The sequence below is a fragment of the Flavobacterium degerlachei genome, assembly GCF_900106645.1.
GTDB classification, from domain to species: Bacteria; Bacteroidota; Bacteroidia; order Flavobacteriales; family Flavobacteriaceae; genus Flavobacterium; species Flavobacterium degerlachei.
Genome location: NZ_FNMV01000006.1, coordinates 109968 through 134628, shown reverse-complemented (window position 1 = coordinate 134628; position 24661 = coordinate 109968). Strand labels below are relative to the sequence as shown.

Below are 24661 nucleotides of genomic sequence, written 5' to 3'. Positions count from 1 at the left end.
GTAAAAAGCGGGAAAGCTGTCTTTGATTTCGTTTTAGATTGCACCTACTAATCAAATACTTAATCCAATGAAAAAACATCTTTACCTTTTTCTTTTCCTGTTTGCACAGCTCATCTATGCTCAGGATAATGGTTCAATTAATGGAACAATTACCGATATGAATGGCATGCCGCTTATCGGAACGACGATTCAGATAGTAAGTCTTAAAAAAACAACCGTATCGGATGCAAATGGAAAGTTTGTTTTCGACAAAGTTCCTGCAGGTAACTATAAAATAGCTTTGTCATTTGTTGGTTTTGAAGGGTATTCTCAATCAGTATCGGTTCAAGGCGATAAGGCTACACAATTGGATCTAAGAATGGAAGAATCTTTCGGTCAATTAGACGAAGTTGTCGTTTCAGCCGGGAAAAAACCACAAAAACTAACCGAGGTTCCGGCCACAGTAAATGTTATAAAAACTAAAGAAATTGAGCAGTTTTCAAGCTTTAACCTTGGAGAATTAGCATCTAGACAAAAAGGAGTAGACTTTGTTCGTACGGGAGTTTTAGGAACCGGAATCAATATCAGGGGATTTAATTCTGCATTCAACTCTAAAAACCTTCAGATAACGGACGACCGTTTGTCTTCTTTAGTAGCAACAGGACTGCCTTTAGGATCTATGGAAACAGTGACGAAAGATGATGTAGAAAGAGTCGAAATTTTATTAGGACCAAACGGAACTTTGTATGGCCCCAATGCGCACAATGGTTTAGTGAATACTATTACTAAAAGCCCGTTCAAATACCAGGGGACTACTTTTGCAATTGGTGCGGGAAGCCAAGATGTAGTAACGGCAAGAGTGCGCCATGCACAGGCGGTTTCTGATAAATTTGCTTATAAATTCCATTTTGAAAGATCACAAGGAACTGAATTCAATTATACGGATTCTGTTTATGTAGGAACAAAAGCATATAAAGAGTTAGAATTAGATCGCAAGTTTGATACTCAAAAATATGGAGCTGGATTGTTTTATAAACTAACTCCTAATTCAGAATTAAGTACTTATTATGGACACAGTAATAATAACAACTTAGGAGTAACGAGTGCGGGTAGAAATCAAATTAAAGATTGGTCTATTGATGTAGCGCAATTGAAATATGTTTCACCACGTCTCTTTTTGAACACTTATTACAGCTGGAGCAAAACGGATCAAACCTATGCCATTAACCAAAGAACACAAAATTATGTTTCTTTTATTAACAATGGTTTTTCAGAGGAAGAGGCTTTAAGAAGGTCCTATGCTGAGCAATGGTTTCCGATAGGTTCAGGAGGTGTGCCTTTGCAAAGAGGGTCTTTGTTTAAAGATGCGTCAAAAAGATACAATGCTGAAGGGCAGTATAATAACAACTGGAGTAATTTCTACTTAACTGCTGGGGCTCAGTATCAGTACGATATGGCTGACTCTAAAGGGACCTATTTATTAGACCAAGATGGAGTAATTAAGATAGCTCAAACTGGAGTGTATTCGCAATTTGAATACAAAGCACCTGAATCAGGATGGGCATTCTTAGCTGCCATGCGTGTAGATAACCATGATTTTTATGGTTCAAACTTTCTTCCTAAAGCTGCAATTACAAAGTCGTTTGAGACGGGTACTTTTCGTCTAACCTATGGGAAAGGAATGGCAGTGCCTTCTATTCTGAATTTGAAAGGAAATTTATTTGGTGGTTTGGTATTAGGGAATGGTGAAGGTTTTACCTTATCAGATGGTACCAAAATAGCAAAGTTAGAGGTAGAAACAATCAATTCGTATGAAGTAGGATACAAAGGAAAGCTGTCGAAACAACTTTTTATTGATGTAAATGGGTACTATAACCAATCTGATAAGTTCATTAGTCCGTTAGTTAATATCGCTACAAACGGAAGAACGGTAACTCATGTTGGAGATAAACCAATTGGAGAGGTAGTTCCTGGTTCTAATGGAGCTTATATACTTACTTATTCTAATTTTGGAGCGGTAGATACTTATGGTTTTGACCTTGGATTAAATTAATATTTTGATGATGCTTTTAGAACTACAATCAACTATTCTTATTTTGGAAGAGATCTGGATACGAGTGATCTTGGTAATGATGGTAATCAAGATGGAAAAGTACTTGAAACTGATTTGCCAATCAATACGCCAACGCACAAATTCAGCGTGGGGCTACACTACAACAAAGGTAAATTCTATGGTGCTGTTTATGGTCGATATGTTCAAAAGTATGACTTCTTCTCAGGGATCAATATTGCTGCTAAAACGCAGGATTTAAATGGTGATGGAACTAATGATGTAGTAGAAAATGCAAGAAACGGAAGAACTTGGAACTACGGACAATTAGGTGGTTTTACGGTTGATGCAAACGTGGGTTATTATGCAACAGATCGCTTGTCGTTTGGGGCTAGTTTTACGAATCTTTTCAACGCTGAAGTGAGAGAGTTTGTAGCTTCGCCAGTAATCAGCACCTTGTTTAATGTGGAGATGAAGTATACGATAGACTTTTTTGCTAAAAAATAAGTAGTTAACTAAAAATAATTGGAATGCCAAAAATAATGGTTAACTCATTAGAAATCAACTATGAAGATATTGGTCTTGGGGAAACCCTAGTATTACTTCATGGTTTGGGTTCAACAATTAAAGATTGGGATTTTCAAATCCCAGTCTTATCTGAAAAATTTAGATTAATTATTCCTGATTTTAGAGGTCATGGGAAATCAGGGATTAACAACGATGATTTTGGAGTTGAATTCTTAACAGAAGATATCTTTCAGCTACTGCAAAAATTAGAGATTGAAAAAGCTTCTTTTGTTGGCTTTTCAATGGGAGGAGCTGTTTCTTTTCAAATGGCTGTATCACATCCGGAAATAGTTGATAAATTAATAATTGTCAACAGTGGACCTGATTTTGACAATATGGGGAAAATGGGCACAGAGCTTTTAAAAAGCAGGACAGCGTTTTTGAAAACAAAGGGGCTTCAAGAACTCGCCAAAGAAATTTCAAAAAACATGTTTCCTGAGCCACATCAACAAAAGCTACGACTGGAATTTGAAGAACGTTGCGGTAAAAATAATTCAGAAGTATATTATAAAACATTTGTGACATTAATGGAATGGGGACTAGGAGATAAGCTAGAAACTATTCCGCATAAAACATTAGTTGTTGGGTCTGATATGGACTATATGCCTGTTTCTTATAAAGAAGAGTATGCTTCCAGAATGCAAAATGCAAGTTTAGCTATTGTTTCTAATTCAAGACATGGAGTGGTAATGGATCAACACGAAGTTTTTAACAAGATCATTTTAAACTTTTTAGAAAATGAGTAAATCAGTTCTTATTACAGGAAGTACCAGCGGAATCGGATTGGGGATAGCTACAATTTTTGCAAAAAACGGCTACGACATCATGTTTCATGGACTCGAAGCAAATGGTGCTGAAATTGCATCTGAAATAGGTAAAAAATATAAGGTCAAAACGGGGTATTCAAATGCTAACTTATTGGATTCGGCTGCAATTGGGCAACTTGTTGAAGACACGGTGTTACAATTGGGATCGATTGATGTTCTGATAAATAATGCAGGGATTCAGTATGTGTCTCCAATCGAGGACTTCCCAAATGAAATGTATGAAAAGATAATAGCGATTAATATGAATGCTGTGTTTTATGCTGGTAAAGCTGCATGGAAACACATGAAAGAACAAAAATTTGGTCGCATAATCAATATCTCTTCTGTGCATGGAATTAGGGCTTCAGAGTTCAAGTCGGCTTATGTGACCGCAAAACATGGTGTTGTGGGTATGACAAAAGTAATAGCATTAGAAGGAGCGCCATATAATATAACATGTAACGCAATTTGCCCTGGTTATGTAAAAACACCTTTGGTCGAAAACCAAATTAAGGATCAGGCCAAAGCACATAAGCTCTCAGAAGATGAGGTGATAGAGAAGATTATGCTAAAAAAGCAGGCTGTAAAAGAATTTATTCCTATTGATACTATTGCTGAAATGGCACTTCTTTTGGCTGCAGAACACGCAACGACAATAACAGGGTCGACTTTTACTTTAGATGGAGGTTGGAGCGCTCAATAATATTTTGGTTTGGTTTTTTAAATTAGTTTCGTTTGGATTAAATCTGTCAGAAGTAATTTTGACAGATTTTTTTAATTCTAATTGTTAATAAAGAAGATGAATTATGATAAATAAAAAAGTAAATACGGTTGAAGAAGCTCTCGAAGGAATCGAGAATGGAATGACGCTTATGTTAGGTGGTTTTGGTCTTTGTGGAATTCCGGAAAACAGCATAGCTGAATTGGTAAAAAAAGAAATAGTCGATCTAAGCTGTATTTCGAATAATGCTGGAGTCGATAATTTTGGACTAGGGCTATTGCTGCAAAAGAAACAAATTAAAAAAATGATTTCCTCTTATGTAGGCGAAAATGCAGAATTTGAACGTCAGATGCTTTCGGGTGAATTAGAGGTAGAACTTACTCCGCAAGGAACCTTGGCCGAAAAGTGTCGAGCAGCTCAGGCCGGAATACCTGCTTTTTTTACTCCCGCAGGTTACGGAACGGAAGTAGCCCAAGGGAAAGAAGTACGCGAGTTTAACGGAAAAATGCACCTTATGGAATTAGCATACAAAGCCGATTTTGCAATTGTAAAAGCTTGGAAAGGAGATGAGGCTGGGAATTTGATTTTTAAAGGAACGGCGAGAAATTTTAACGGATGTATGGCTGGAGCAGCTACGATCACAATTGCTGAGGTAGAAGAGTTACTGCCTGCAGGAGCATTAGATCCAAACCAAATTCACATACCTGGAATTATGGTGCAGCGCATTTTTAAAGGAGAGAAATTTGAAAAGAGAATTGAACAACGTACAACACGCAAAAGAAATTAAATCATGGCTTTAGATAAAAATCAGATAGCAAAAAGAATTGCCAAAGAGGTGAAAGAAGGGTATTTTGTGAACCTAGGAATTGGTATTCCTACATTGGTGGCCAATTTTGTTCCAAACGATATTTCAGTAGAATTTCAAAGTGAAAACGGAGTTTTAGGAATGGGACCCTTTCCTTATGAAGGCGAAGAAGATGCAGATATCATCAATGCCGGAAAACAAACGATTACGACCTTGCCGGGAGCAAGTTTTTTTGATTCGGCATTTAGTTTTGGAATGATTCGGGCTCAAAAAGTAGATTTAACGATTTTGGGTGCCATGGAAGTGTCTGAAAATGGGGATATTGCCAACTGGAAAATTCCCGGAAAGATGGTAAAAGGCATGGGGGGTGCGATGGATTTAGTAGCATCGGCCGAAAATATCATCGTGGCAATGATGCACGTTAATAAAGCAGGAGAATCTAAAATTCTAAAAAAATGTACGCTGCCATTAACTGGTGTTGGTTGTGTAAAAAAGGTAGTTACTGAGTTAGCTGTTTTAGAAGTTACGCCTAATGGTTTTAGGTTAGTAGAAAGAGCGCCTGGAGTTTCTGTTGAAGAAATTATAAAAGCTACAGCTGCCACATTAATCGTTGATTGTGAAATTCCAGAGATGGCAATTGATTAAGGATCTCCTTAGGTTTGATCCATAGCATAGTACATACGAAAATTTATAAAACAAAAAACCCAAACATTTCTGTTTGGGTTTTGTGGTACCTCCAGGGATCGAACCAGGGACACATGGATTTTCAGTCCATTGCTCTACCATCTGAGCTAAGGTACCGTGCTTGTTGCGGGTGCAAATATAGAATGTTTTTTTGTTTGTGCAATACATTTTTTTTAAAAAATCAATTCGTATCTTCGCGAAAACAAAATTAGAATCATGATTTTAACAGTTGATGTAGGGAATACTAGAATAAAAGCCGCTGTTTTTGAGGGGAATATGCTTCTGGAAAATTTTGTTTTTACTAAAAATGAGCTTAAAAAAAATATTGAAAATATTTTAAAAAAATATAAAAATACTACTCATTTGGTTGTTGCCTCTGTGGGAAATGTTGAAAAAGAATCTTTTTTGGGTTTTAATGACGAGCTAATCGTTCATTTTGTGACTCATAATGATCCATTCCCTTTTTTTAATGAATATGAAACCCCACAAACACTGGGAATTGACCGTATGGTTCTTGCTGCCGGCGCTACATTACAGTTTCCTAATCAGAACCGATTGGTGATTGATGCCGGAACTTGTGTAACCTATGATTTTATTGATCAGGACGATACTTATCGCGGCGGTGCTATATCTCCTGGATTGCGATTGCGTTATGAATCACTACATAAATATACTTCTAAGTTACCTTTGTTGGAGCTGGAAAGTCCAAAACATTTTGTTGGGGCCTCAACTTCGCAATCAATTCATTCTGGTGTAGTAAATGCATTGGTCTATGAGATTGATGGTTTTATCGATGAATATAGGGGACTTTCATCAAATTTTATAATAATTTTAACGGGTGGAGACACAGAATTTTTGGCTAAACGATTAAAAAATACCATATTTGCCAATTCAAATTTTCTGATAGAAAGTTTAAACCAAACATTTCAATATAAAATCAACAATGATTAAAAAAATTATAGTAAGCGCATGTTTGCTTTTGTCGTTAGTTTCCTTTGCCCAGGAAGGAACTGCATCCCCGTATTCTTATTACGGAATTGGAGATGTAAGATTTAAGGGAACGGTTGAAAGTCGTTCTATGGCTGGAGTAGCGGTAGAGCAAGACAGTGTTCATATTAATTTAGAAAATCCTGCGAGTTTTGCACATTTGAAACTTACTACCTTTACCATTGGGGGTACTTTAAATACGGTAAAATTAAAATCAGATACTAAGACTGAAAGCGCAAAAAGAACAACTTTAGACTACCTTGCAGTAGGATTACCTTTAGGGAAATGGGGTGTTGGTTTTGGATTAATTCCTTACTCTTCTGTAGGGTATAAAATTGAATCTATTACGGAAGATGTTGATTTAAATAACAAGCGTTATAGTGGTTCTGGAGGTTTGAATAAAGCATTTTTAGGTGTTGGATATAAAATAACTCCAAAATTTAGCGTTGGTGCTGATGTGCAATATAACTTTGGAAAGATAGAAACCAATAGTTTAGAGTTTATCACTGACGTTCCTGTGGGGACTCGTGAAATGAATACTTCAAATTTGTCTGGTGTTAATTTTAATGTTGGTGCAATGTATCAAACTAACATTAGTAAAAAGCTAACGCTTTATAGTGGTTTGAATTATACAATTGAAAACACTTTGAAGTCTGAAAATACCAGAAACATATCTACGGTTGTCTACAATTCAGGATTTGATTTGGCTGTAGTTGATGTTTTAGGAGAGCAAACAAGTACTGTTGATTTATTGTTTCCAGGAAAACTATCTTTGAGTGCAGGTATTGGAGAATCAAAAAAATGGCTTGTAGGAGGTAAAATTTCTTATCAAGAAACTGCAGCTCAGGCAAACACTTATAATGAGGCCGGTAATGTAGGTTATGGGAAATATGGAAGTTTAAGTTTAGGAGGTTATTATATTCCAAATTACAACTCTTTTTCAAGTTATACTAAAAGAATAGTGTATAGAGGAGGTTTGAGATATGAAAAAACGGGCTTGGTTGTTAATTCAGAATCGATAAACGATATGGGATTAACTTTAGGTTTAGGTTTGCCAATTTCTGGAACTTTTTCTAATGTGAATCTAGGTTTGGAAGTAGGTAAAAGAGGGACGACAAACGCAGGTTTAGTTCAGGAGAATTATGCGAAGATTAGTGTTGGGTTTTCATTTAATGATAAATGGTTTCAACAAAGAAAATTTGAGTAAGATTAAAATAATAACATATCACTTTGTCATTCTTGACGTATGATCTTATTAAGAAAATATAGAATAGTTAACATAGTCACAGTTTTTGCTGTGACTATGTTTTTTGGTTGTGAAAGCAATTTTAAAGAGGTTCAGAAAATAAACGTCACTGAGTTTGTACCCAGTGGTGATGCGGACAATGTGAATTTAAAATATACAGACTCTGGTCTGATTAAAGTTATATTGCTAAGTCCAAAAATGTTAGATTATTCCAGTATAGACTTTCCTTTTACGGAATTTCCGAAAGGTATTGATGTAACTTTGTATGACAATAAAGCCAAAACAACACGAGTGACATCAAATTATGCCGTATCGTATAAACTCACTGGAATCATTGATTTACAAGGAAAGGTGAAGATTGTGTCGCAGAATGGGCAGGCTTTGGAAACCGAGCAATTATACTACGATCAGAAAAATGAGTGGTTTTTTACTGAAAAAAAGTTTAAATTTACAGATCTCAAAGGAACCTCAAACGGACAAGGGATTGATTTTAGTAAAGATTTTAAAATTGTCAATTCACAAAGAATAATGGGCGAATTCGATTCTGCTGAATAAATATCAAAAAATTACATTATGGGTTATTTAAAATTCACACCTTACATTTATCTTATTTTTGCTATATACTTCATTTATGAAGGAATGGTAAAGTGGAATGATCCCGAAGCAACGCCATGGTTGAGCTTCATGATTGGCGGGTTGGCAATTTTCATGTTTTTCTTTAGACGGAAATTCGCGAAAAAGATGGAAGATCGAAATAGCAAATCCTAATATATGGGAATTAGTATTATAATACTATGTTTAATATTGAGTGCTTTTTTTTCCGGAATGGAAATAGCATTTATCTCTTCCAATAAAATTTATCTTGAAATTGAAAAAAAACAAGATAATTTTCTTTCTAAAATTCTTACAAAACTTACCGAAAAACCTTCGAAATTTATTGCAGCTATGCTTATTGGAAACAATATCGCCTTGGTTGTTTACGGATTTTTAATGGGTGAGTTATTGATGAACTGGATTGATTCGTTTCAGTATCATTTTTCAGACTTGCTGAATCTTCTTATTCAGACAGTACTGTCAACGCTAGTTGTTTTGATAACTGCGGAGTTTCTACCAAAGGTGTTTTTCCAAATATATGCCAATACTTTAATTAAGTTTTTTGCAATACCTGCCTACGCGTTTTATATTTTATTTTATCTGATTTCTTCATTCTTTATCTGGGTATCAGATTTTATTTTAAAAAAGTTTTTTGGGTCTGATGGTGATCAAGTGCAACTCTATTTTAGTAAGATAGAATTAGGGAATTATATTGTCGAGCAAATGAGTACCGTTGACGATGACGACGATGTGGATTCGGAAATTCAAATGTTTCAAAATGCTTTAGAGTTTTCTGGTGTGAAAGCCAGAGATGTTATGAGTCCTAGAACTGAAATCGTGGCTATTGACTTGTTTGATTCAATAGCAGAACTAAAGGAATTGTTTATTGAGACAGGTTATTCTAAGATAGTGGTCTATGAGAATTCACTGGATGAGATTGTAGGTTATGTGCATTCTTATGATTTGTTTAAAAAGCCCAAAAATATCAAGGCCATTGTGATTTCTGTCGAATTTGTTCCTGAAACGATTTATATTAAAGATGTGATGAATCTATTGACTAAAAAACGCAAAAGCGTAGCAGTAGTCTTAGATGAATACGGAGGAACTTCAGGGATTGTCACGATTGAAGATATAGTGGAAGAGCTGTTTGGAGAAATAGAGGATGAACATGATTCTGATGAAGAGTTAATAGAGAAAGAGTTAGGGGATGATACTTATCTTTTCTCAGCTCGGTTTGATGTGGAATATTTGAACCAAACCTATAAGCTTAATATTCCTGAAAGTGATTCTTATGGGACTTTGGGAGGTTTTATCGTTGACTTTACTAATGATATACCACTAAAAGGGGAGGTGATTACAATAGGGAGTTTCCATTTTGTAATAGAAGAAGCCACCAATAAAAAAATAGAATTGGTTAAAATGGCCATAAAAGAGTGATTTATTTTAGAAAAATATTTTTTTTGTAAAATAAAACGCTTGTAGTATAATTATTAATCATATAATTGTATTTTCGCAAACTGAATATCAAATTAACAACAATAAAAATGGCAGTTTTATCAAATATTAGACAACGTTCCGCATTAATGATTGCAGTTATTGCATTCGCCTTATTTGCTTTTATCATTGGTGATTTATTTAACAGTGGAGGTTTCAACAGTACATCAAAAGATGTAGGTAGTATCAATGGAAAAGATATTTCATTTGAAGATTTTAGAATCAAAGTGAGCAATGTTGAAAAAAGCGGTCAAGGGATCACTTCTACAGCAGCGGCAAATAGAGTATGGGATCAAGAAGTATCTGTTGCTTTGTTGACGTCTGAATTTGAAAAATTAGGTTTAAGAGTTGGCGAAAAACATTTAATGGAAGTTTTAAAAGCAGATGAGAATATTGGTAAAAACCCAATGTTTTTAAATGCTGCAGGAGTATTTGATGCTGCTAAATTCAAAGAATATTTCAAATCAAACCCTGCGCAAAGTCAGTATTTGGTTGAAAGAGAAAAAGATGCTGAGCTAAACGCAAAGTTTCAAATCTATAATACGTTGATTAAATCAAGTCTTTTTACTACAGAGAGTGAAGGAAAGTTGAGATATGAAATGGAAGCAAACAAAGTGAATTTTGCTTATGTTGCAGGATTGTATTCTACTATCAAGGACAGTGACGTTAAAGTTACTGATGCTGAGATAATGGATTATATGAAGAAAAATGAAAAGAAATTCAAAGCAGATGAAACTCGTGAAGTAGAATATGTTTTGATTGAAGATAAAGCTTCAGCAGAAGATGAAGCAGAAGTTAAATCAAGAATAAACGCGTTGTTATCTGGAAGTGTTGTTTATAATCAAGCTACTGGAAAAAACGATACTTTGGCAGGATTTAAATCAGCTAAAAACACAATTGAATTTGTGAACTCAAATTCTGATGTTCCTTATGATTCTACTTATATCGCTAAGAAAGATTTACCAGCTGTTGATGCAGACATATTGTTTAATCTTGCTCCAGGTGAAGTTTATGGACCATATGTTTTTGGAAACTATTACGCGCTTTCAAAATCTTTGGGTAAGAAATCAGGAGTTAATGCAAAAGCAAGTCATATCTTAATCAGTTATGAAGGAGCGCAAGTTCCTAATCAAAAAGAGAGAAGAACTAAGGAAGAGGCAAAAGCGAAAGCAGAAGCTATGTTAGCACAAGTTCAGGCAAACCCAGAAAGTTTCATGATGTTGGCTTTTTCAAATTCTGATGATTCTTCAGCACAACAAGGTGGTGATTTAGGATATTTTGGTCCAAACCAAATGGTGAAACCATTTAATGATTTTGTTTTCAATAATGGAATTGGAAAAGTAGGTTTAGTTGAAACTCCTTTTGGATTTCACATTATCAAAATTACTGACAAACAAGATGGAATTCGTTTAGCGACTATCGGTTTGAAAATTGAAGCGTCTGAAGCAACTTCTGATAAAATGTTTACACAAGCGACTAAATTTGAAATGGAAGCTGCTGATAAAGGTTTTAGTAAAGTGGCAAAAGAAATGGGACTTAAAGTTGAAGCTCCTGCGACTGTTAAAGTAATGGATGAGAATTTTGGTCCTTTAGGGAATCAAAGATCTATTGTTAGATGGGCTTTTGAAGGTGATACTAAAGTAGGTACGGTTAAGAGATTTGAAGTAGCTAACTTAGGACACGTTATTGCAACTGTTAAAAGTGTAGATAAGTCAGGATTAGCTCCAATATCTCAGACTAGAGCTTATGTTGAGCCTATTCTTAAAAATAAGAAAAAAGCAGAATTGATCAAAGCTAAAATGTCAGGAACATCTTTAGAAGCAATTGCAAAAGCAGTTGGATCTACAGTACAACAAGTTGCTGATGTTACAATGCAAAATCCAGTGTTAGCTGGAGGTGTTGGTCAAGAGCCGCAAGTAGTTGGAAATGCATTTGCTTTAGCTGCAAATAAATTATCTGCACCTATTGTAGGTAACACAGGAGTATATGTTGTAAAGAACATTAGTACTGTAAAAGCTCCAGCTTTGAAAGATCACGCTCCGTATGTTGCACAATTAAAAGCTCAATCTGCTGGTGATGTAAACAGAGTTTTACCTGCCTTAAAAGACAATGCTGAAATTGAAGACAATAGAAAAGAGTTCAATTACTAGTAAAATATATAGTTATTATTATTTCATAAAAAAACTCGATACTTAGTATCGAGTTTTTTTATGCTTATATTTTAGATGTTAGTTGCGCAATATCATTTCTTCGTAGGTTAAAATAGTGTTGTACCCTTTTGATTTAAAATAGTCTGTTGGGTTAGTTTCAGCAGTCACTAGTATGAAATCGCCTCCCCAAGCTCCTAAGCTTTTTATTGCTCCATCAAAATCATTGAACAAAGTTTCTTTGACCGTTTTTGTTTCTAAAATGCGACTCATTTCTGCTTCGTGGTTTGAGATAGCTTTCGCAAAAGATGTGATAGTGTCAGCATTTTGAATATGCTCTGTTATGTTATTGATGGTAATAATATTTTTGTCTAATTCGTACGCTTTATTTTTACGGTACTGAGCTATCGAGGATTTACTGCTTTGTTTTTTATTTAAATAGACAAAATAGATGCTATTTGCGAAGGCAGGATTGAAGGTGGCTTTTTCGACAATCTGTTCGCCTTTTTCAAGATGATACAAGATTGGGCTATCATTTTGTGCGCAGGCAATATCGTAGCCACTACCTCCAAAACTTGTTTTAAGCAGCTTAAAGGCATCAATTTGTAACCATTGCGCAATATTGTTTATTAAGGTAGAAGAAGTTCCTAGTCCCCATTTTTTAGGGAATGTAAGCTGGGTTGTTACTTGGTAACCATTAGAATCACTTATTAGGTCAGGATTCAATAAGTATGCTTCATGCAAGATGGTGACTAAAGTAGCTTTTACTGCTTCTGTCTCTGTTTCTGTTTCTGAATTTGTTGGATTGGCAATTTCAGAAAAAGTGATGTTATCTTCAAACCAAATGCTTCCGTCTGAGTCATAACTTTTCCACGCTATTTTATGGTTGCTGCCTTCTTCAACAATTAGATTTTGTCCAAATTTTGTAGGTAGTGCCAATGCTTTGGCCCCGTCTAAAACCAGATACTCTGCTGTAATTAAAAGTTTTCCGTTGCTGTAAAATGTTTTTTTCATTGATGCTGAATTTATTTCAGTATGGTTTTTTAGCTCCGATAGCAGTGGTGTCCATTTCCTTGTTTTTTTAATCAGACAAAGATGGAGTAGGTTGCTTCGACAGTTCGACTCGCATTGTTGTGTATGGGAATGGCTTCTATTTTTATTTTCGAAGATTCCCAATCATTTCGACAACGGCACTGTGTGAAACAGCGTTGTGTTTAAAATGTTTTCGAATCAAAATGCGTTCGTCATCGCTAGCATCAAATTGGTTCAGAATGTTATTCAAATGCATTTTCATGTGTCCGTCCTGTATTCCTGTTGTAGTCAGAGAGCGCAAAGCGGCGAAGTTTTGAGCTAATCCGGCAACGGCAACAACTTGCATTAGTTCTTTGGCAGATGGGTTTTCTAACATCTCTAATGATAGTTTTACCAAGGGATGCAATGAGGTAAGGCCGCCTACGGTTCCTAAAGCCAATGGGATTTCTAACCAAAATGTAAATATGCCATTTTCAATTTTTGCATGAGACAAACTAGAATATTGACCTGATTTAGCTGCATAGGCGTGAATTCCTGCTTCAACTGCGCGGAAATCATTTCCTGTAGCCAAGACAACTGCGTCAACTCCATTCATGATTCCTTTATTATGTGTAACTGCTCTAAAAGGTTCCACTTCTGCAATTTGAACGGCTTGAACAAATCGCTCGGCAAAATCCTGTGGGTTTTCAATATGCTTTTCGGCTAATTCCTCGATAGGACAAGAAACCTCGGCACGTACAATACAATTAGGGACATAATTAGAAAGAATACTCATGATTACCTGAATATTCTTCTCAGTTTCAGAAAAGAGGTCGTAAGCTAGCGCTTCTTCTTTTAATGTTTTAGCAAATTGCTCTAAACAAGAGTTGATAAAATTTGCTCCCATGCTGTCTTTTGTTTCAAAAGTGGCATGAAGCTGAAAATAATTAGGGAGTAGGTTTGTTTTATCTTTCAAGACAATATCAATAATCCCACCGCCACGCTTTTGCATGTTTTTAGTGATGCTTTCAGTCTCAGCAAAAAACTTCGCTTTAGTTTGAACAAAGAACAATTCGAGTTTCGAAATGTCACCTTTGAATATAAAGTGGACTTGGCCGATTTTTTCAGTATTCAAGACAGTTGCCTTAAATCCGCCTCGAGTAGACCAGAATTTAGATGATTTAGAGGCAGCAGCAACAACTGAGCTTTCTTCAATAGCCATAGGAATCGTGCTGTATTTTCCGTTAATCAGGAAATTTGGAGCCACTCCAAGTGGAATGTAGAAATTAGTTATAGTGTTTTCAATGAATTCATCGTGTAGCTTTTGTATTTTTTCATCTGAATTCCAATAGTTTTTCAGTAAAATGATTGCTTCCGAAGGCGTAGAAAAATATTCCTTTGCAATCCAGTTTATTTTTTCTTCTTTGGATAATTTTGAAAAGCCGGTGACAGGGTTATTCATTTTCAATAGATTATAGTAAAATTAGGTGCAAAGATACATTTTTAGCGGTTTTGTAGCCATTAAATTATCGTCATTAAAAGACTTTTTAAAATATAGTTTTCAATATTTAACACATCAAATGTGATATAATTGTAAATTTTTCACTAAAATTGGTCTCTTTTTTACATATAAATCAATAGTATGAAATCTAAACAATTTTCGGTCTTATTTTTATTTTTGTGTTTCAGCATTTTTGGACAGCAAAAAATCTCAGTTGAAAAAATTTATATGGGTGCTTTTCGTGCCCAAGGAATGGATGAATTACATTCTTTAAAAAACACCAATCAATATACAGTATTGAATGAAGATAAAGACGGAGAGCAGCAAATTGACTTGTTTGATTTTGCTACTCTAAAGAAAATAAGTACTTTATTCGATACAAGTAAGTTTTCTAAGGATTTACCTAATGTATCAAGTTATACGTTTGATGCTACTGAAAAAATGATTCTGTTAGCTTTTAATTCAAATCAAATTTTCAGACACTCTTTCACAGCTGATTACTACTTATACAATACAACCAACAAAGAACTAACGAAGTTATTTGACTTTCAAGTACAAGAACCTACGTTTTCGCCAGATGGTAAAAAGATAGCTTACGCAAAAGAGAATAATCTTTATGTGTATGATTTGCAAACAAAGAAATCAACTCAGATCACAACTGACGGTAAGAAAAATGCAGTCATAAACGGAATTACGGACTGGGTTTATGAAGAGGAATTTGCATTTGTGAAGGCTTTTGATTGGAGTGCCGACAGTAAAAAACTAGCTTATATTCGTTTTGACGAAAGTCAAGTTCCTGAATTTTCTATGTCAAAATTTGGAAAGTCTTTGTATCCTACGATTGAGACCTTTAAATATCCAAAAGCAGGAGAGAAAAATTCTCTTGTTTCATTACATATTTATGATGTTGCAGCTACAGCAACTAAAAAAGTTGATTTAGGTAATTACAGCGATTTTTATATTGCACGCATGCAATGGACTAATGATGCTAATGTGTTGTCAGCTCAGGTGTTGAATCGCCACCAAGATAATTTAGACTTATTGTTTATTGATGGTACTACAGCAACATCAAAAGTAGTGGTGAATGAAAAAGATAAAGCTTACGTAGATGTTACTGATAACCTAACCTTCTTAAAGGATAATAGTTTTATCTGGACTAGTGAAAAAGACGGTTTTAATCACATTTATTTATACGATAAAAACGGAAAATTGAAAAACCAAGTAACAAAAGGGAACTGGGAAGTAACCTCTTATTATGGTTTTGATGAAAAGGCAAGTACTATTTTTTATCAGTCTACAGAGAATGGTTCTATTAACAGAGCCGTTTATAGTATTGCTCTGAATGGCAAAAGCAAAAAAGCATTGTCTAATAAAGTTGGAACTAATGATGCAACATTTAGCCCTAACTTTCAATATTACATTAATACCTTCTCAAGCGCAACACAACCTACTACTTATACTTTAAATGAAGCCAAGTCAGGAAAACAATTGCAAGTTATAGAGGATAATAAAGCATTGGCTGAAAAAGTAAAAGACTTTGATTTGCCATCCAAAGAGTTTTTTGTGTTAAAAACGGAAAAGGGGAATGAGTTAAATGCTTGGATGATTAAGCCAAAAGATTTTGACGCTTCAAAGAAATATCCAGTTTTTATGTATCAGTATTCTGGTCCTGGATCTCAACAGGTGGCTAATCAGTGGAATTCTTCAAATGATTATTGGTTTATGATGCTATCTCAGCAAGGATATATAATCGCTTGTGTTGATGGTAGAGGAACTGGTTTTAAAGGTGCTGATTTTAAAAAAGTAACTCAATTACAGTTAGGAAAATACGAAGTAGAAGATCAAATTGATGCTGCAAAGGTAATTGGGGGTTATTTATTTGTAGATAGTTCTAGAATAGGTATATTCGGATGGTCTTACGGTGGTTTTATGTCGTCAAACTGTCTTTTTAAAGGCAATGATACTTTTAAAATGGCCATTGCTGTTGCGCCTGTTACAAACTGGAGGTTTTATGACAGCATTTATACAGAAAGATACATGCAGACTCCACAGGAAAATGCAAGTGGATATGATGATAATTCACCAATTAATTATGTTAATGGATTAAAAGGGAAATTCCTTTTAATTCACGGAAGTGGTGATGATAATGTGCATGTTCAAAATTCGATGCAAATGATGGAAGCACTTATTCAAGCTAACAAACAATTTGATTCACAAATTTACCCAGATAAAAATCACGGAATTTACGGTGGTATGACTAGAATACAGTTGTACAATAAAATGACTAATTTTATTAAAGAAAACCTTTAGACTGTAAATGAATACTACAAGTCCTACTTTAGAGGAAATTCAGAATTTTGAAGGCAAGTACCCAAAACAATTGTGGTACTTGTTTTTTAGTGAAATGTGGGAGCGTTTCTGTTTCTATGGAATGCGGGGAATGTTAGTGATTTTTATGGTGAGTGAGCTTGCTATGAATGACAGAGTTGCTAATTTACAGTACGGAGCAACTCAAGCTTTTGTTTACGCATTTACTTTTATAGGAGGTTTATTTGCTGATAAAATTCTAGGTTATCGAAAGTCCCTTTTTTGGGGTGGTATTTTGATGATTGTTGGAAGCATGATTTTAGCTTTCGATCCCAAACAATTTTTCTTTTTTGGAATTAGTTTTACCATCATAGGAACTGGTTTCTTTAAACCTAATATTTCTACCATGGTAGGAAAGTTGTATAAAGACAATGATGCTAGAAGAGATGCAGGTTTTTCTTTGTTTTATGCAGGAGTAAATTTAGGCGCTTTAATTGGTGGGTATTTATGTATCGCTGTCGCAAATGGCTCGATGTTAACGTCTATTGTCCCAGAACATCTGCGTTGGAATGTGGCGTTCGGTTTTGCAGCTTTTGTGATGTTGATCAGTTTATTGACTTTTACACAAACACAGAAAAGTTTAGGTGATATTGGGCTTTCACCTTTGGCTAATTTGGGGAAATCCAAAAGAAAAACCTTGGAAATTGTTACTTACATAGGTTCGTTAGTAATCATTCCGGTGATTATGACTATGGTTTCAAATACGGAGTATACAGATATCTTTATGTTTATTATTGGCCCTGCTTCACTATTGTATTTGTTTTACGAAATGAGAAATTTCTCTATTTCAGAAAATAAAAAATTATTAGCTGCTTTAGTTTTTATCATATTTTCAATTTTTTTCTGGGCATTTTTTGAACAAAGCGGTGGGTCATTAAGTTTGTTTGCTGCGCACAACCTAAACAATACTGTTTTAGGAATTCCTTTAGATCCTAATGGAGTAAATAACTCTGCTAACTCCTTTTTTGTTATTGTTTTTGCAGCTTTGGTAGGTTTGGTATGGCTTTGGATGCACAAAAGAAAAATTGAACCTAACACTGTCGTAAAATTTGGATTGGGATTTATATTTCTAGCTGGAGGTTTCTATGTGTTTTATTACACTAAATTCTTTGCAGATGCCACTGGAAAAACTTCTTTAGATTTGTTTACATTTGGATGGTTTATAATTACTTTTGGCGAGCTTTGCTTATCTCCTATAGGAATGTCTGTAATGACTAAGCTTTCGCCAAATAAAACCCAGGCTGTAATGATGGGGATGTGGTTTTTAGCTAGTGCGTATGGTCAGTACTTCGCAGGAATATTAGGTGCGAATATTGCCGAAGCTTCAGAAAACGCAACTAATCTTGAAAAATTAACGGTTTATGCCGACGGATATAAAGACTTAGCAATTTATGCATTAATTGCTGGAGTCGTTTTAATTGCAATTTCGCCATTGGTGAAAAAATTAATGCAGGAGGTTAAATAAAATAATTAGTAATCTAAAAATAAATTATGTCAAACACTACAACTGAAGATCATTTTAAAGCGACCTTATTTGGTCATCCTATTGGATTATTCATCTTGTTTTTTACTGAAATGTGGGAACGCTTTTCATACTATGGAATGCGTGCCTTATTGGTATTATACATGACAACTGAAACAATGGGTGACTCGAGAGGACCTGGTTTAGGATGGACAAGTCAAGAAGCGTTGGCTTTATATGGCTGGTACACGATGTTAGTATATGTCATGTCGATTCCTGGAGGTATGATTGCTGATAAGTTGTTGGGGCAAAAGAAAGCCGTTTTATTAGGAGCCGTAATTCTTTGTATTGGACATGGAGTATTGGTTTTTACAGATACTTGGGCTTTTTATACAGGTCTTGGTTTGGTTATTTTAGGAGTTGGATTATTGAAACCAAATATTTCTACCATGGTAGGTGGCTTGTATCCACAAGGTGATATTCGTAGAGATAAAGGATTTAGTATTTTCTATATCGGAATTAACACAGGATCGCTTTTAGCAACTATGGTTATTGGATTTGTTGTAGCACAATGGGGATGGCATGCTGGTTTTGGTTTAGCTGGAATTGCAATGGTATTGGGTCTTGTGGTTTATATTTGGGGTCAAAAATACTTAACGCAAGTGGGTAATCTTGAAGTGCAAGAAACTGCTGTAGTTGACGAAAGTTCATACGGTGTACTTTTCCAGAATTTGTTAAAGTCACAAACACAATTGTTTATTACAATTGCTCTTGCTGCTGTTTCCGTTTTTGGATGGTATAGTTTAGGTTGGGGATTTGGATTGTTGTTTATATTCTTGACTGTAATCGCTGCTTTGATGATGATGATCTATAAAGAGTTAGATTCACAACAAGATAAAGACCGTTTCTTAGTTTTACTATTGTCTTTTATTATGGTAATTATTTTCTGGGGTGCTTATGAGCAAGCTGGAGGATTAATGAACTTATATGCCGACTCAAAAACGGATAGAATGTTGTTAGGTATGCAAGTTCCTACAGTAATGTTTCAAAGTTTAAATGCTGGATTTATTATCATTTTCGCTGCAATTGTTGCCTCTTATTGGGCTAAACGTAAACTGAAAGGTAAAGAAGCTTCATCTATTTTCAAGATGGCAATAGGTATTGTCATTATGGGATTTGGATTCTTGTTTATGGTTTTTGCTACAATGGAATTTGAAAAAGTAGGGTCTTCAAGTATGTTATGGTTGGTTATGGCTTATTTGTTTCACACCATTGGAGAATTATGTATTTCGCCGGTAGCCTTGTCTTTTATAACTAAATTATCTCCAGTAAAATACGCTTCGTTAATGATGGGTGTTTATTTTGCTGCAACAGGTTTAGGGAATAAAGTAGCGGGAATTATTGGAGAATCAGCAAGTGAATTAGGAGAATATGCTGTATTTTTGGGCATTTTAGTTTTTACAATTATCATTGGAGCTCTGTTCTTAATGTTGCTTAAACCACTAAAACGTTTAACTCACGGTGCTGAGGATAACGAAAAATAATATTTATTAAACTAATAATTTAAACAGATGAGTCAAAGTACTTCAGACCAATTTTTTAAAGATACTGTTCTGGGACATCCAGCAGGATTGTTCGTTTTGTTTTTCACGGAAATGTGGGAGCGTTTCTCTTATTATGGAATGCGAGCCCTATTAGTATTGTTTTTAACTTCTTCTATTGCCAAAGGCGGTTGGGCTTGGAGTGTAGAAGATGCTTTGGGATTATATGGTACTTATACCATGTCAGTTTATTTTACTCCTGTAATAGGTGGTTTTTTGGCTGATAAATATTTAGGTTATCGATGGGCAGTAATTCTGGGTGCTTTGGCAATGACTTTGGGTCACGCTTCGATGGCATTTGAAACGCCACTAATGTTATACATAGGTATTGGTTGTTTGATTATAGGTAACGGTTTATTCAAGCCTAATATGACTTCTATTATATCTAATGCTTACGAAAGTCATCCTGAGAAAAAAGATGGTGCTTACTCATTATACTATATGGGAGTGAATGCTGGAGCGTTCTTAGGAATTATGCTATGTGGTTACATTGGTGAAAAAATATCTTGGAGTTGGGGATTTGGTCTAGCCGGAATTTTCATGTTCTTCGGGATGTTACAATTTTATTTTACACAAGGTATTTTTGGAGAAATTGGTTTAAAACCAACTGCAGCTTCTAAACAAGAATCTTTGGACAAAGCGGCGCAAGAAAAAGTGCCTGCTAATATTGTACGTGACCGTATTATTGCAGTATTGATTTTTTCTGTATTTACTGTTTTCTTCTGGGCAGCCTTTGAACAAGCTGGAGGGTCAATGACTATTTTTGCTGAGAAATTTACCCAAAGAGAGTTATTTGGGAGCAGTGCTTCATTATTCAAAATTGCCGATACTTTATTGACAATCGTACCGTTGTTAATTATCACTTATGTGTTGATTAAATTGTTTTCTAAAACATTCAAAAGATATTCTAAAGGAAATATAATCTTATCATTAAGTTTTATCATTATTTGGGCTATCGTACTTTGGAAAGTAGGTAGAGAGTTTTCTGCAACAGGTACTGAAGTTCCTGCAACTTGGTTCGGGATATTAAATTCATTGTTCATTGTTGTTTTTGCGCCAGTGTTTTCTAAATGGTGGGAAAGCAGATACAATCTTTCTGGTCCAATGAAATTTGGATTAGGACTTGCTTTGCTAGGTTTAGGTTTTGGATTTTTAGCTTACGGAAGTATGGGTATCGATACTAGCGCAGAATCAGTTGTTAGAGTAAGTATGTTCTGGTTGATTGCAGCCTATTTATTCCATACTTTAGGAGAGTTATGTATTTCGCCAGTAGGATTGTCTTATGTAAGTAAACTGGTTCCTGCTAAATGGATCGGAATTATGTTTGGAGTGTATTACCTATTTATTGGTACGGGAAATAAAATTGCAGGATCAATGGGAGGAATGATTGAAACAATTACGCATCAGTATAGTCTTTCAACGTTCTTTTTGATTTTTACAATTGTTCCTATTGGAGCTGGTTTAATCATGATACTATTGTCTCCTCTTATGAAAAAGTTAATGCATGGTGTAAAATAGTTTTAAGGCATTATATTTGTTAGTTATAGGATAAAAGAGATAAATATGAAAAAAATAATTTTACTCTGCGTTTTGTTTTTTGGGATGCAGGCGGTTCAGTCACAAGATTTGAAATGGCATACTGATGTTAAAGAAGCTATTTCTATAGGGAATAAAGAGAACAAACCTTTAATGATGTTTTTTACAGGAAGTGATTGGTGTGGATGGTGTATTCGTTTACAAAAAGAAGTTCTATTGACGCCGGAATTTGCAAAATGGGCTGCTGAAAACGTTATTCTTGTTGAATTAGATTACCCAAGAAGAACACCGCAAACAGCTGAAATAAAAAAACAAAATGGCGAATTGCAACAAGCTTTTGGTATTCAGGGATTCCCAACAATTCACTTTGCAAATGGGTCTGATAAAGAAGGCAAAGTAAATTTTGAAGGATTGGGAAATACCGGTTATGTAGCTGGTGGTCCCGTAGCCTGGCTTGCTGTTGCAAATGAAATTCTTAAGAAAAAATAAAACTTTTCAATTTAGTTTGAAAAATCCCTTTTCACCAACAGCGTGAAAAGGGATTTTTTGTTTTTGACAACTCGCTTTCCAATCTTTTTGCAACGTTTTGTAGTTTGATGCATCTGCCACGACCATTTTTGGTTGTAAGAGATGTAGCATACGGTCGATATTTATTCTTGGCGACTGAGTAATCAGAATGATATCCGGTTTGATGTCTTTTGGATAGGTCGCTAGACTGTCTAGGATTAGAATTTTGTTGTTCATGAAGAAAGCGGTGTTTTTAATCTTTTCCTTCTTTTTTAACGTGCTGAAATTCGCAACCAAGTACGATTTTAGGACGCTGTTATTATTGGCAGTTTTTAGTATGCTGTCCTTTGCAAATAGGATGACGTTTTCTCCATTGCGCTCTGTTATCATAGTATTTTTTTTTAAATTGAAAATCACCCATTCACTTTGGTTTTTGCTTCCCCATAGGGTCTTTATATAGTTAAGCTGAAGAGTCAGAATAGCAATTAAAACGATAATGAGTTTGTTGTAGCTTGGTTTTTTAAACCAAATAATAGCAGTCAGGATTGTTAAATAACAACTGACCATTAAATAGATGTTAAAAGGAATATCCCGAATTATAAATTGTTCGTATGAGGCAATCGTATTGATGATTTTGTTAAGAATGAAAATTCCCCACTCCAGTGGTTTTGAAAGAAGGAGTGGAACAAAGTTAAAGGCCGCCAAAACCATTACCAATACCCCCAGAATCATTAGAAAACTCAGTAATGGAATAATCACTAAATTGGTAATAAAGAATAGGCCGGGGAACTGATGAAAATAGTAAATGCTCAAGGGTAAAGTTCCTATTTGCGCAGCGAATGAAACGGTTAGAATTCCCCACATATATCGAAGGGGTTTTGTTTTTGGGGACCAAATCGAGGCAAGAAGCGGTTGGAACCAAATAATAAAAAACAGAGCTATATAACTCAGCTGAAAACCCACATCAAATAGAAAGGAAGGTTGGAATAGCAAGATTAGAAAAATAGAAACTAATATTGTGTGATAAATGTTGACGCTTCTCCTAAGATGGTAGCCTATAGCGACAAACGAAAACATAGTGACAGAACGAACAACTGATGGCGCCATGCCAGCGATAAGAGCAAATGAGAATAGCGATGCCAGTATCAAGGTTAATTTTAGAAATGAACCCTTCCTAGTATTCGGAATTGGTTTAAGCAAAAAAGTAATAAAGAGTAAAATAAAGCCAATATGAAGCCCAGAAACTGACAAAATATGAATTGCTCCAGCATATTGGTAGTCTTGGAGGATTTCGGGAGAAATGTCTTGTTTCTGCCCCATAATTAAGGCTAAAGCTACATTCAATTCTGTTTTATTGAAATTACTTTTTTGTAGATTGTGAATGATAGTAGTTCTTAGTTTAGAACTATAATACCAAATGTCTTTTTTAAACCAAGAACCTATGCTTATCGACTCTTTGTCTGTATATAGTTGTGCATAGATTTGTTTCTTTTCTAAATAGGCGCTATAATCAAATTGATTTGGATTATTTGGAGGTTTGTTTTTATAGGCAGTTCCTTTGACATGAAGGAAAGTGCCAGTTTCGAATGGTAGACTCATACTGTCTTTTCGAACATTCAAAAGTATTCTTCCACTGCTGTTCTTGTTATCGACTTGATTAATTAAAGCAATATAACGGTCATTAGAAGTCGTGCTTTTTATTTTTTCTCTGATAACAACAGATAAGAGATGGGGTTTCTCAAAAAAACTGCGTTCATGAATGTAATTGCTTTTTTGGTAATAGTCTGTATGGGTAATTTGTGAAGTTGCACCTAGAAAAAAAGACACGATATAAGTGACTATTCCAAAATAAATAGCATTTGTAAATGTGTTTTTTTGCACAAAATAACTAATCACTAAAACTAGTACGCTTATAACCAACAATCCAAATACTATGGTTAGTTCTGGCTTTAAATAGAAAGCAGCCAATATTCCAATTGTAAAACCAATTGTAATTCGCGCTAATGGGAACTGCAGTACTTTCATAGTCCTAAAGTACAGATTTTTAGCAAACCAAAATTTATTTTTTTTATTCTAAAATTCGACTTAGCTGTGCAAAGGTATTTTTATAGTAAGACTGTTTGGTAGAGGAAATAATAACCCCTTTTGAAGTGGAGCTGTGTATGAATTTTATCTCATGATCATTGGCTTCAATTACTATTCCAACATGATTTATTTTAGACCTATTATTTGTCTTGAAGAATATTAAATCACCTTTTTTAGCTTCCTCAGTATTTTTTCCTAGATCTGTTCCGGTTTTTGCCTGTTCGGCTGAAGTCCTAGGAAGTGCAATATCAAACTCGCTAAAGGTTGAATATACTAAGCCTGAACAATCATAACCAGATTTAGTTGTGCCTGCATATTTGTATTTCACTCCAATGTTTTTTGATGCTGAGTCTACAATCTCGTCAATAAGCTTGTTTGTTCTTCGGTTGCTAGAATTGGTGTTGCTTTTTGAGATCTTCTCTTTAGTGGTTACTATTGGTGAGGATGATTTACATGAAGTAAATAAGACAATTAACAATGATATGTACAACAGTTGTTTCAAAAGAGAGGG

At 34.9% G+C, this 24661-nt stretch carries 21 protein-coding genes and 1 tRNA gene; 17 read left to right on the top strand and 5 right to left on the bottom strand.

Annotation, left to right across the window (positions count from 1 at the left end):
- Positions 1 to 67: 67 nt before the first annotated feature.
- The 6 genes from BLV91_RS07745 to BLV91_RS07725 all read left to right on the top strand — a co-directional run bounded on the left by BLV91_RS07745 (position 68) and on the right by BLV91_RS07725 (position 5573).
- The gene (locus BLV91_RS07745; RefSeq protein ID WP_217636960.1) at positions 68 to 2032 is read left to right on the top strand and encodes a TonB-dependent receptor; all 1965 of its coding nucleotides are present in this window, start codon (positions 68 to 70) and stop codon (positions 2030 to 2032) included.
- A gap of 114 nt (positions 2033 to 2146) precedes the next feature.
- Positions 2147 to 2536, top strand: coding sequence for a hypothetical protein (locus BLV91_RS17120; protein ID WP_394331836.1), 390 nt, complete (start codon positions 2147 to 2149; stop codon positions 2534 to 2536).
- A 23-nt stretch (positions 2537 to 2559) separates the two neighbouring features.
- Positions 2560 to 3342, top strand: a complete 783-nt coding sequence (locus BLV91_RS07740) for an alpha/beta fold hydrolase (RefSeq protein ID WP_091431488.1) — start codon at positions 2560 to 2562, stop codon at positions 3340 to 3342.
- Positions 3335 to 4105, top strand: coding sequence for a 3-hydroxybutyrate dehydrogenase (locus BLV91_RS07735; RefSeq protein ID WP_091431486.1), 771 nt, complete (start codon positions 3335 to 3337; stop codon positions 4103 to 4105). Before BLV91_RS07740 ends, BLV91_RS07735 begins: the two co-directional genes overlap by 8 nt.
- Positions 4106 to 4208: 103 nt before the next feature.
- Entirely contained in the window at positions 4209 to 4910 is a 702-nt protein-coding gene (locus BLV91_RS07730; RefSeq protein ID WP_091431483.1) for a CoA transferase subunit A, read from the top strand.
- 3 nt (positions 4911 to 4913) lie between these two features.
- Complete coding sequence (locus BLV91_RS07725) at positions 4914 to 5573, top strand: CoA transferase subunit B (protein ID WP_091431480.1); 660 nt, start codon at positions 4914 to 4916, stop codon at positions 5571 to 5573.
- 83 nt (positions 5574 to 5656) lie between these two features.
- Here BLV91_RS07725 and BLV91_RS07720 read toward each other — a convergent pair.
- Positions 5657 to 5729, bottom strand: a tRNA-Phe gene (locus BLV91_RS07720).
- Between the two features lie 99 nt (positions 5730 to 5828).
- On the opposite strand from BLV91_RS07720, the gene BLV91_RS07715 reads away from it, so the two are divergent.
- From BLV91_RS07715 to BLV91_RS07690, 6 genes are all read left to right on the top strand, one after another.
- Positions 5829 to 6563 (top strand): type III pantothenate kinase, encoded by a 735-nt coding sequence (locus BLV91_RS07715; protein ID WP_091431478.1) that lies wholly within the window; start codon positions 5829 to 5831, stop codon positions 6561 to 6563.
- Positions 6556 to 7806 carry a BamG family beta-barrel-assembly machinery protein gene (locus tag BLV91_RS07710; RefSeq protein ID WP_091431476.1) on the top strand — a complete coding sequence of 417 codons (1251 nt, stop codon included), beginning with the start codon at positions 6556 to 6558 and terminating at the stop codon, positions 7804 to 7806. Before BLV91_RS07715 ends, BLV91_RS07710 begins: the two co-directional genes overlap by 8 nt.
- 39 nt (positions 7807 to 7845) lie before the next feature.
- Positions 7846 to 8400, top strand: coding sequence for an LPS export ABC transporter periplasmic protein LptC (lptC, locus tag BLV91_RS07705; protein WP_091431473.1), 555 nt, complete (start codon positions 7846 to 7848; stop codon positions 8398 to 8400).
- 18 nt (positions 8401 to 8418) lie between these two features.
- Positions 8419 to 8613, top strand: coding sequence for a hypothetical protein (locus tag BLV91_RS07700; protein ID WP_091431471.1), 195 nt, complete (start codon positions 8419 to 8421; stop codon positions 8611 to 8613).
- Positions 8614 to 8616: 3 nt separating this feature from the next.
- A complete protein-coding gene (locus BLV91_RS07695) occupies positions 8617 to 9876 on the top strand; it encodes a hemolysin family protein (RefSeq protein WP_091431468.1) in 1260 nt (419 codons plus the stop codon).
- A gap of 107 nt (positions 9877 to 9983) precedes the next feature.
- Entirely contained in the window at positions 9984 to 12083 is a 2100-nt protein-coding gene (locus tag BLV91_RS07690; protein WP_091431466.1) for a peptidylprolyl isomerase, read from the top strand.
- Between the two features lie 78 nt (positions 12084 to 12161).
- Here BLV91_RS07690 and BLV91_RS07685 read toward each other — a convergent pair whose 3' ends face one another.
- Together BLV91_RS07685 and BLV91_RS07680 are read right to left on the bottom strand one after the other, a co-directional pair.
- A complete protein-coding gene (locus tag BLV91_RS07685) occupies positions 12162 to 13094 on the bottom strand; it encodes a GYDIA family GHMP kinase (protein ID WP_091431463.1) in 933 nt (310 codons plus the stop codon).
- A gap of 142 nt (positions 13095 to 13236) precedes the next feature.
- A complete protein-coding gene (locus BLV91_RS07680; protein WP_091431460.1) occupies positions 13237 to 14553 on the bottom strand; it encodes a hydroxymethylglutaryl-CoA reductase, degradative in 1317 nt (438 codons plus the stop codon).
- Between the two features lie 180 nt (positions 14554 to 14733).
- Between BLV91_RS07680 and BLV91_RS07675 the strand changes: the two genes are divergently transcribed.
- From BLV91_RS07675 to BLV91_RS07655, 5 genes are read left to right on the top strand one after another with little or no spacing between them, the layout of a single operon-like run.
- Positions 14734 to 16902 (top strand): S9 family peptidase, encoded by a 2169-nt coding sequence (locus BLV91_RS07675; protein ID WP_091431457.1) that lies wholly within the window; start codon positions 14734 to 14736, stop codon positions 16900 to 16902.
- A 7-nt stretch (positions 16903 to 16909) separates the two neighbouring features.
- Positions 16910 to 18424, top strand: a complete 1515-nt coding sequence (locus tag BLV91_RS07670; RefSeq protein ID WP_091431455.1) for a peptide MFS transporter — start codon at positions 16910 to 16912, stop codon at positions 18422 to 18424.
- A gap of 26 nt (positions 18425 to 18450) precedes the next feature.
- Positions 18451 to 19965 carry a peptide MFS transporter gene (locus BLV91_RS07665; protein WP_091431453.1) on the top strand — a complete coding sequence of 505 codons (1515 nt, stop codon included), beginning with the start codon at positions 18451 to 18453 and terminating at the stop codon, positions 19963 to 19965.
- 27 nt (positions 19966 to 19992) lie between these two features.
- Positions 19993 to 21540 carry a peptide MFS transporter gene (locus BLV91_RS07660; protein ID WP_091431451.1) on the top strand — a complete coding sequence of 516 codons (1548 nt, stop codon included), beginning with the start codon at positions 19993 to 19995 and terminating at the stop codon, positions 21538 to 21540.
- A gap of 45 nt (positions 21541 to 21585) precedes the next feature.
- Positions 21586 to 22047 (top strand): thioredoxin family protein, encoded by a 462-nt coding sequence (locus tag BLV91_RS07655; protein ID WP_091431449.1) that lies wholly within the window; start codon positions 21586 to 21588, stop codon positions 22045 to 22047.
- Between the two features lie 6 nt (positions 22048 to 22053).
- On the opposite strand, the gene BLV91_RS07650 is transcribed toward BLV91_RS07655, so the two are convergent.
- Together BLV91_RS07650 and BLV91_RS07645 are read right to left on the bottom strand one after the other, a co-directional pair.
- Positions 22054 to 24090, bottom strand: a complete 2037-nt coding sequence (locus tag BLV91_RS07650; protein WP_091431448.1) for a ComEC/Rec2 family competence protein — start codon at positions 24088 to 24090, stop codon at positions 22054 to 22056.
- 43 nt (positions 24091 to 24133) lie between these two features.
- On the bottom strand, positions 24134 to 24652 hold the full coding sequence (locus BLV91_RS07645; RefSeq protein WP_091431446.1) for a C40 family peptidase: 519 nt from the start codon (positions 24650 to 24652) through the stop codon (positions 24134 to 24136).
- Positions 24653 to 24661 lie beyond the last annotated feature (9 nt).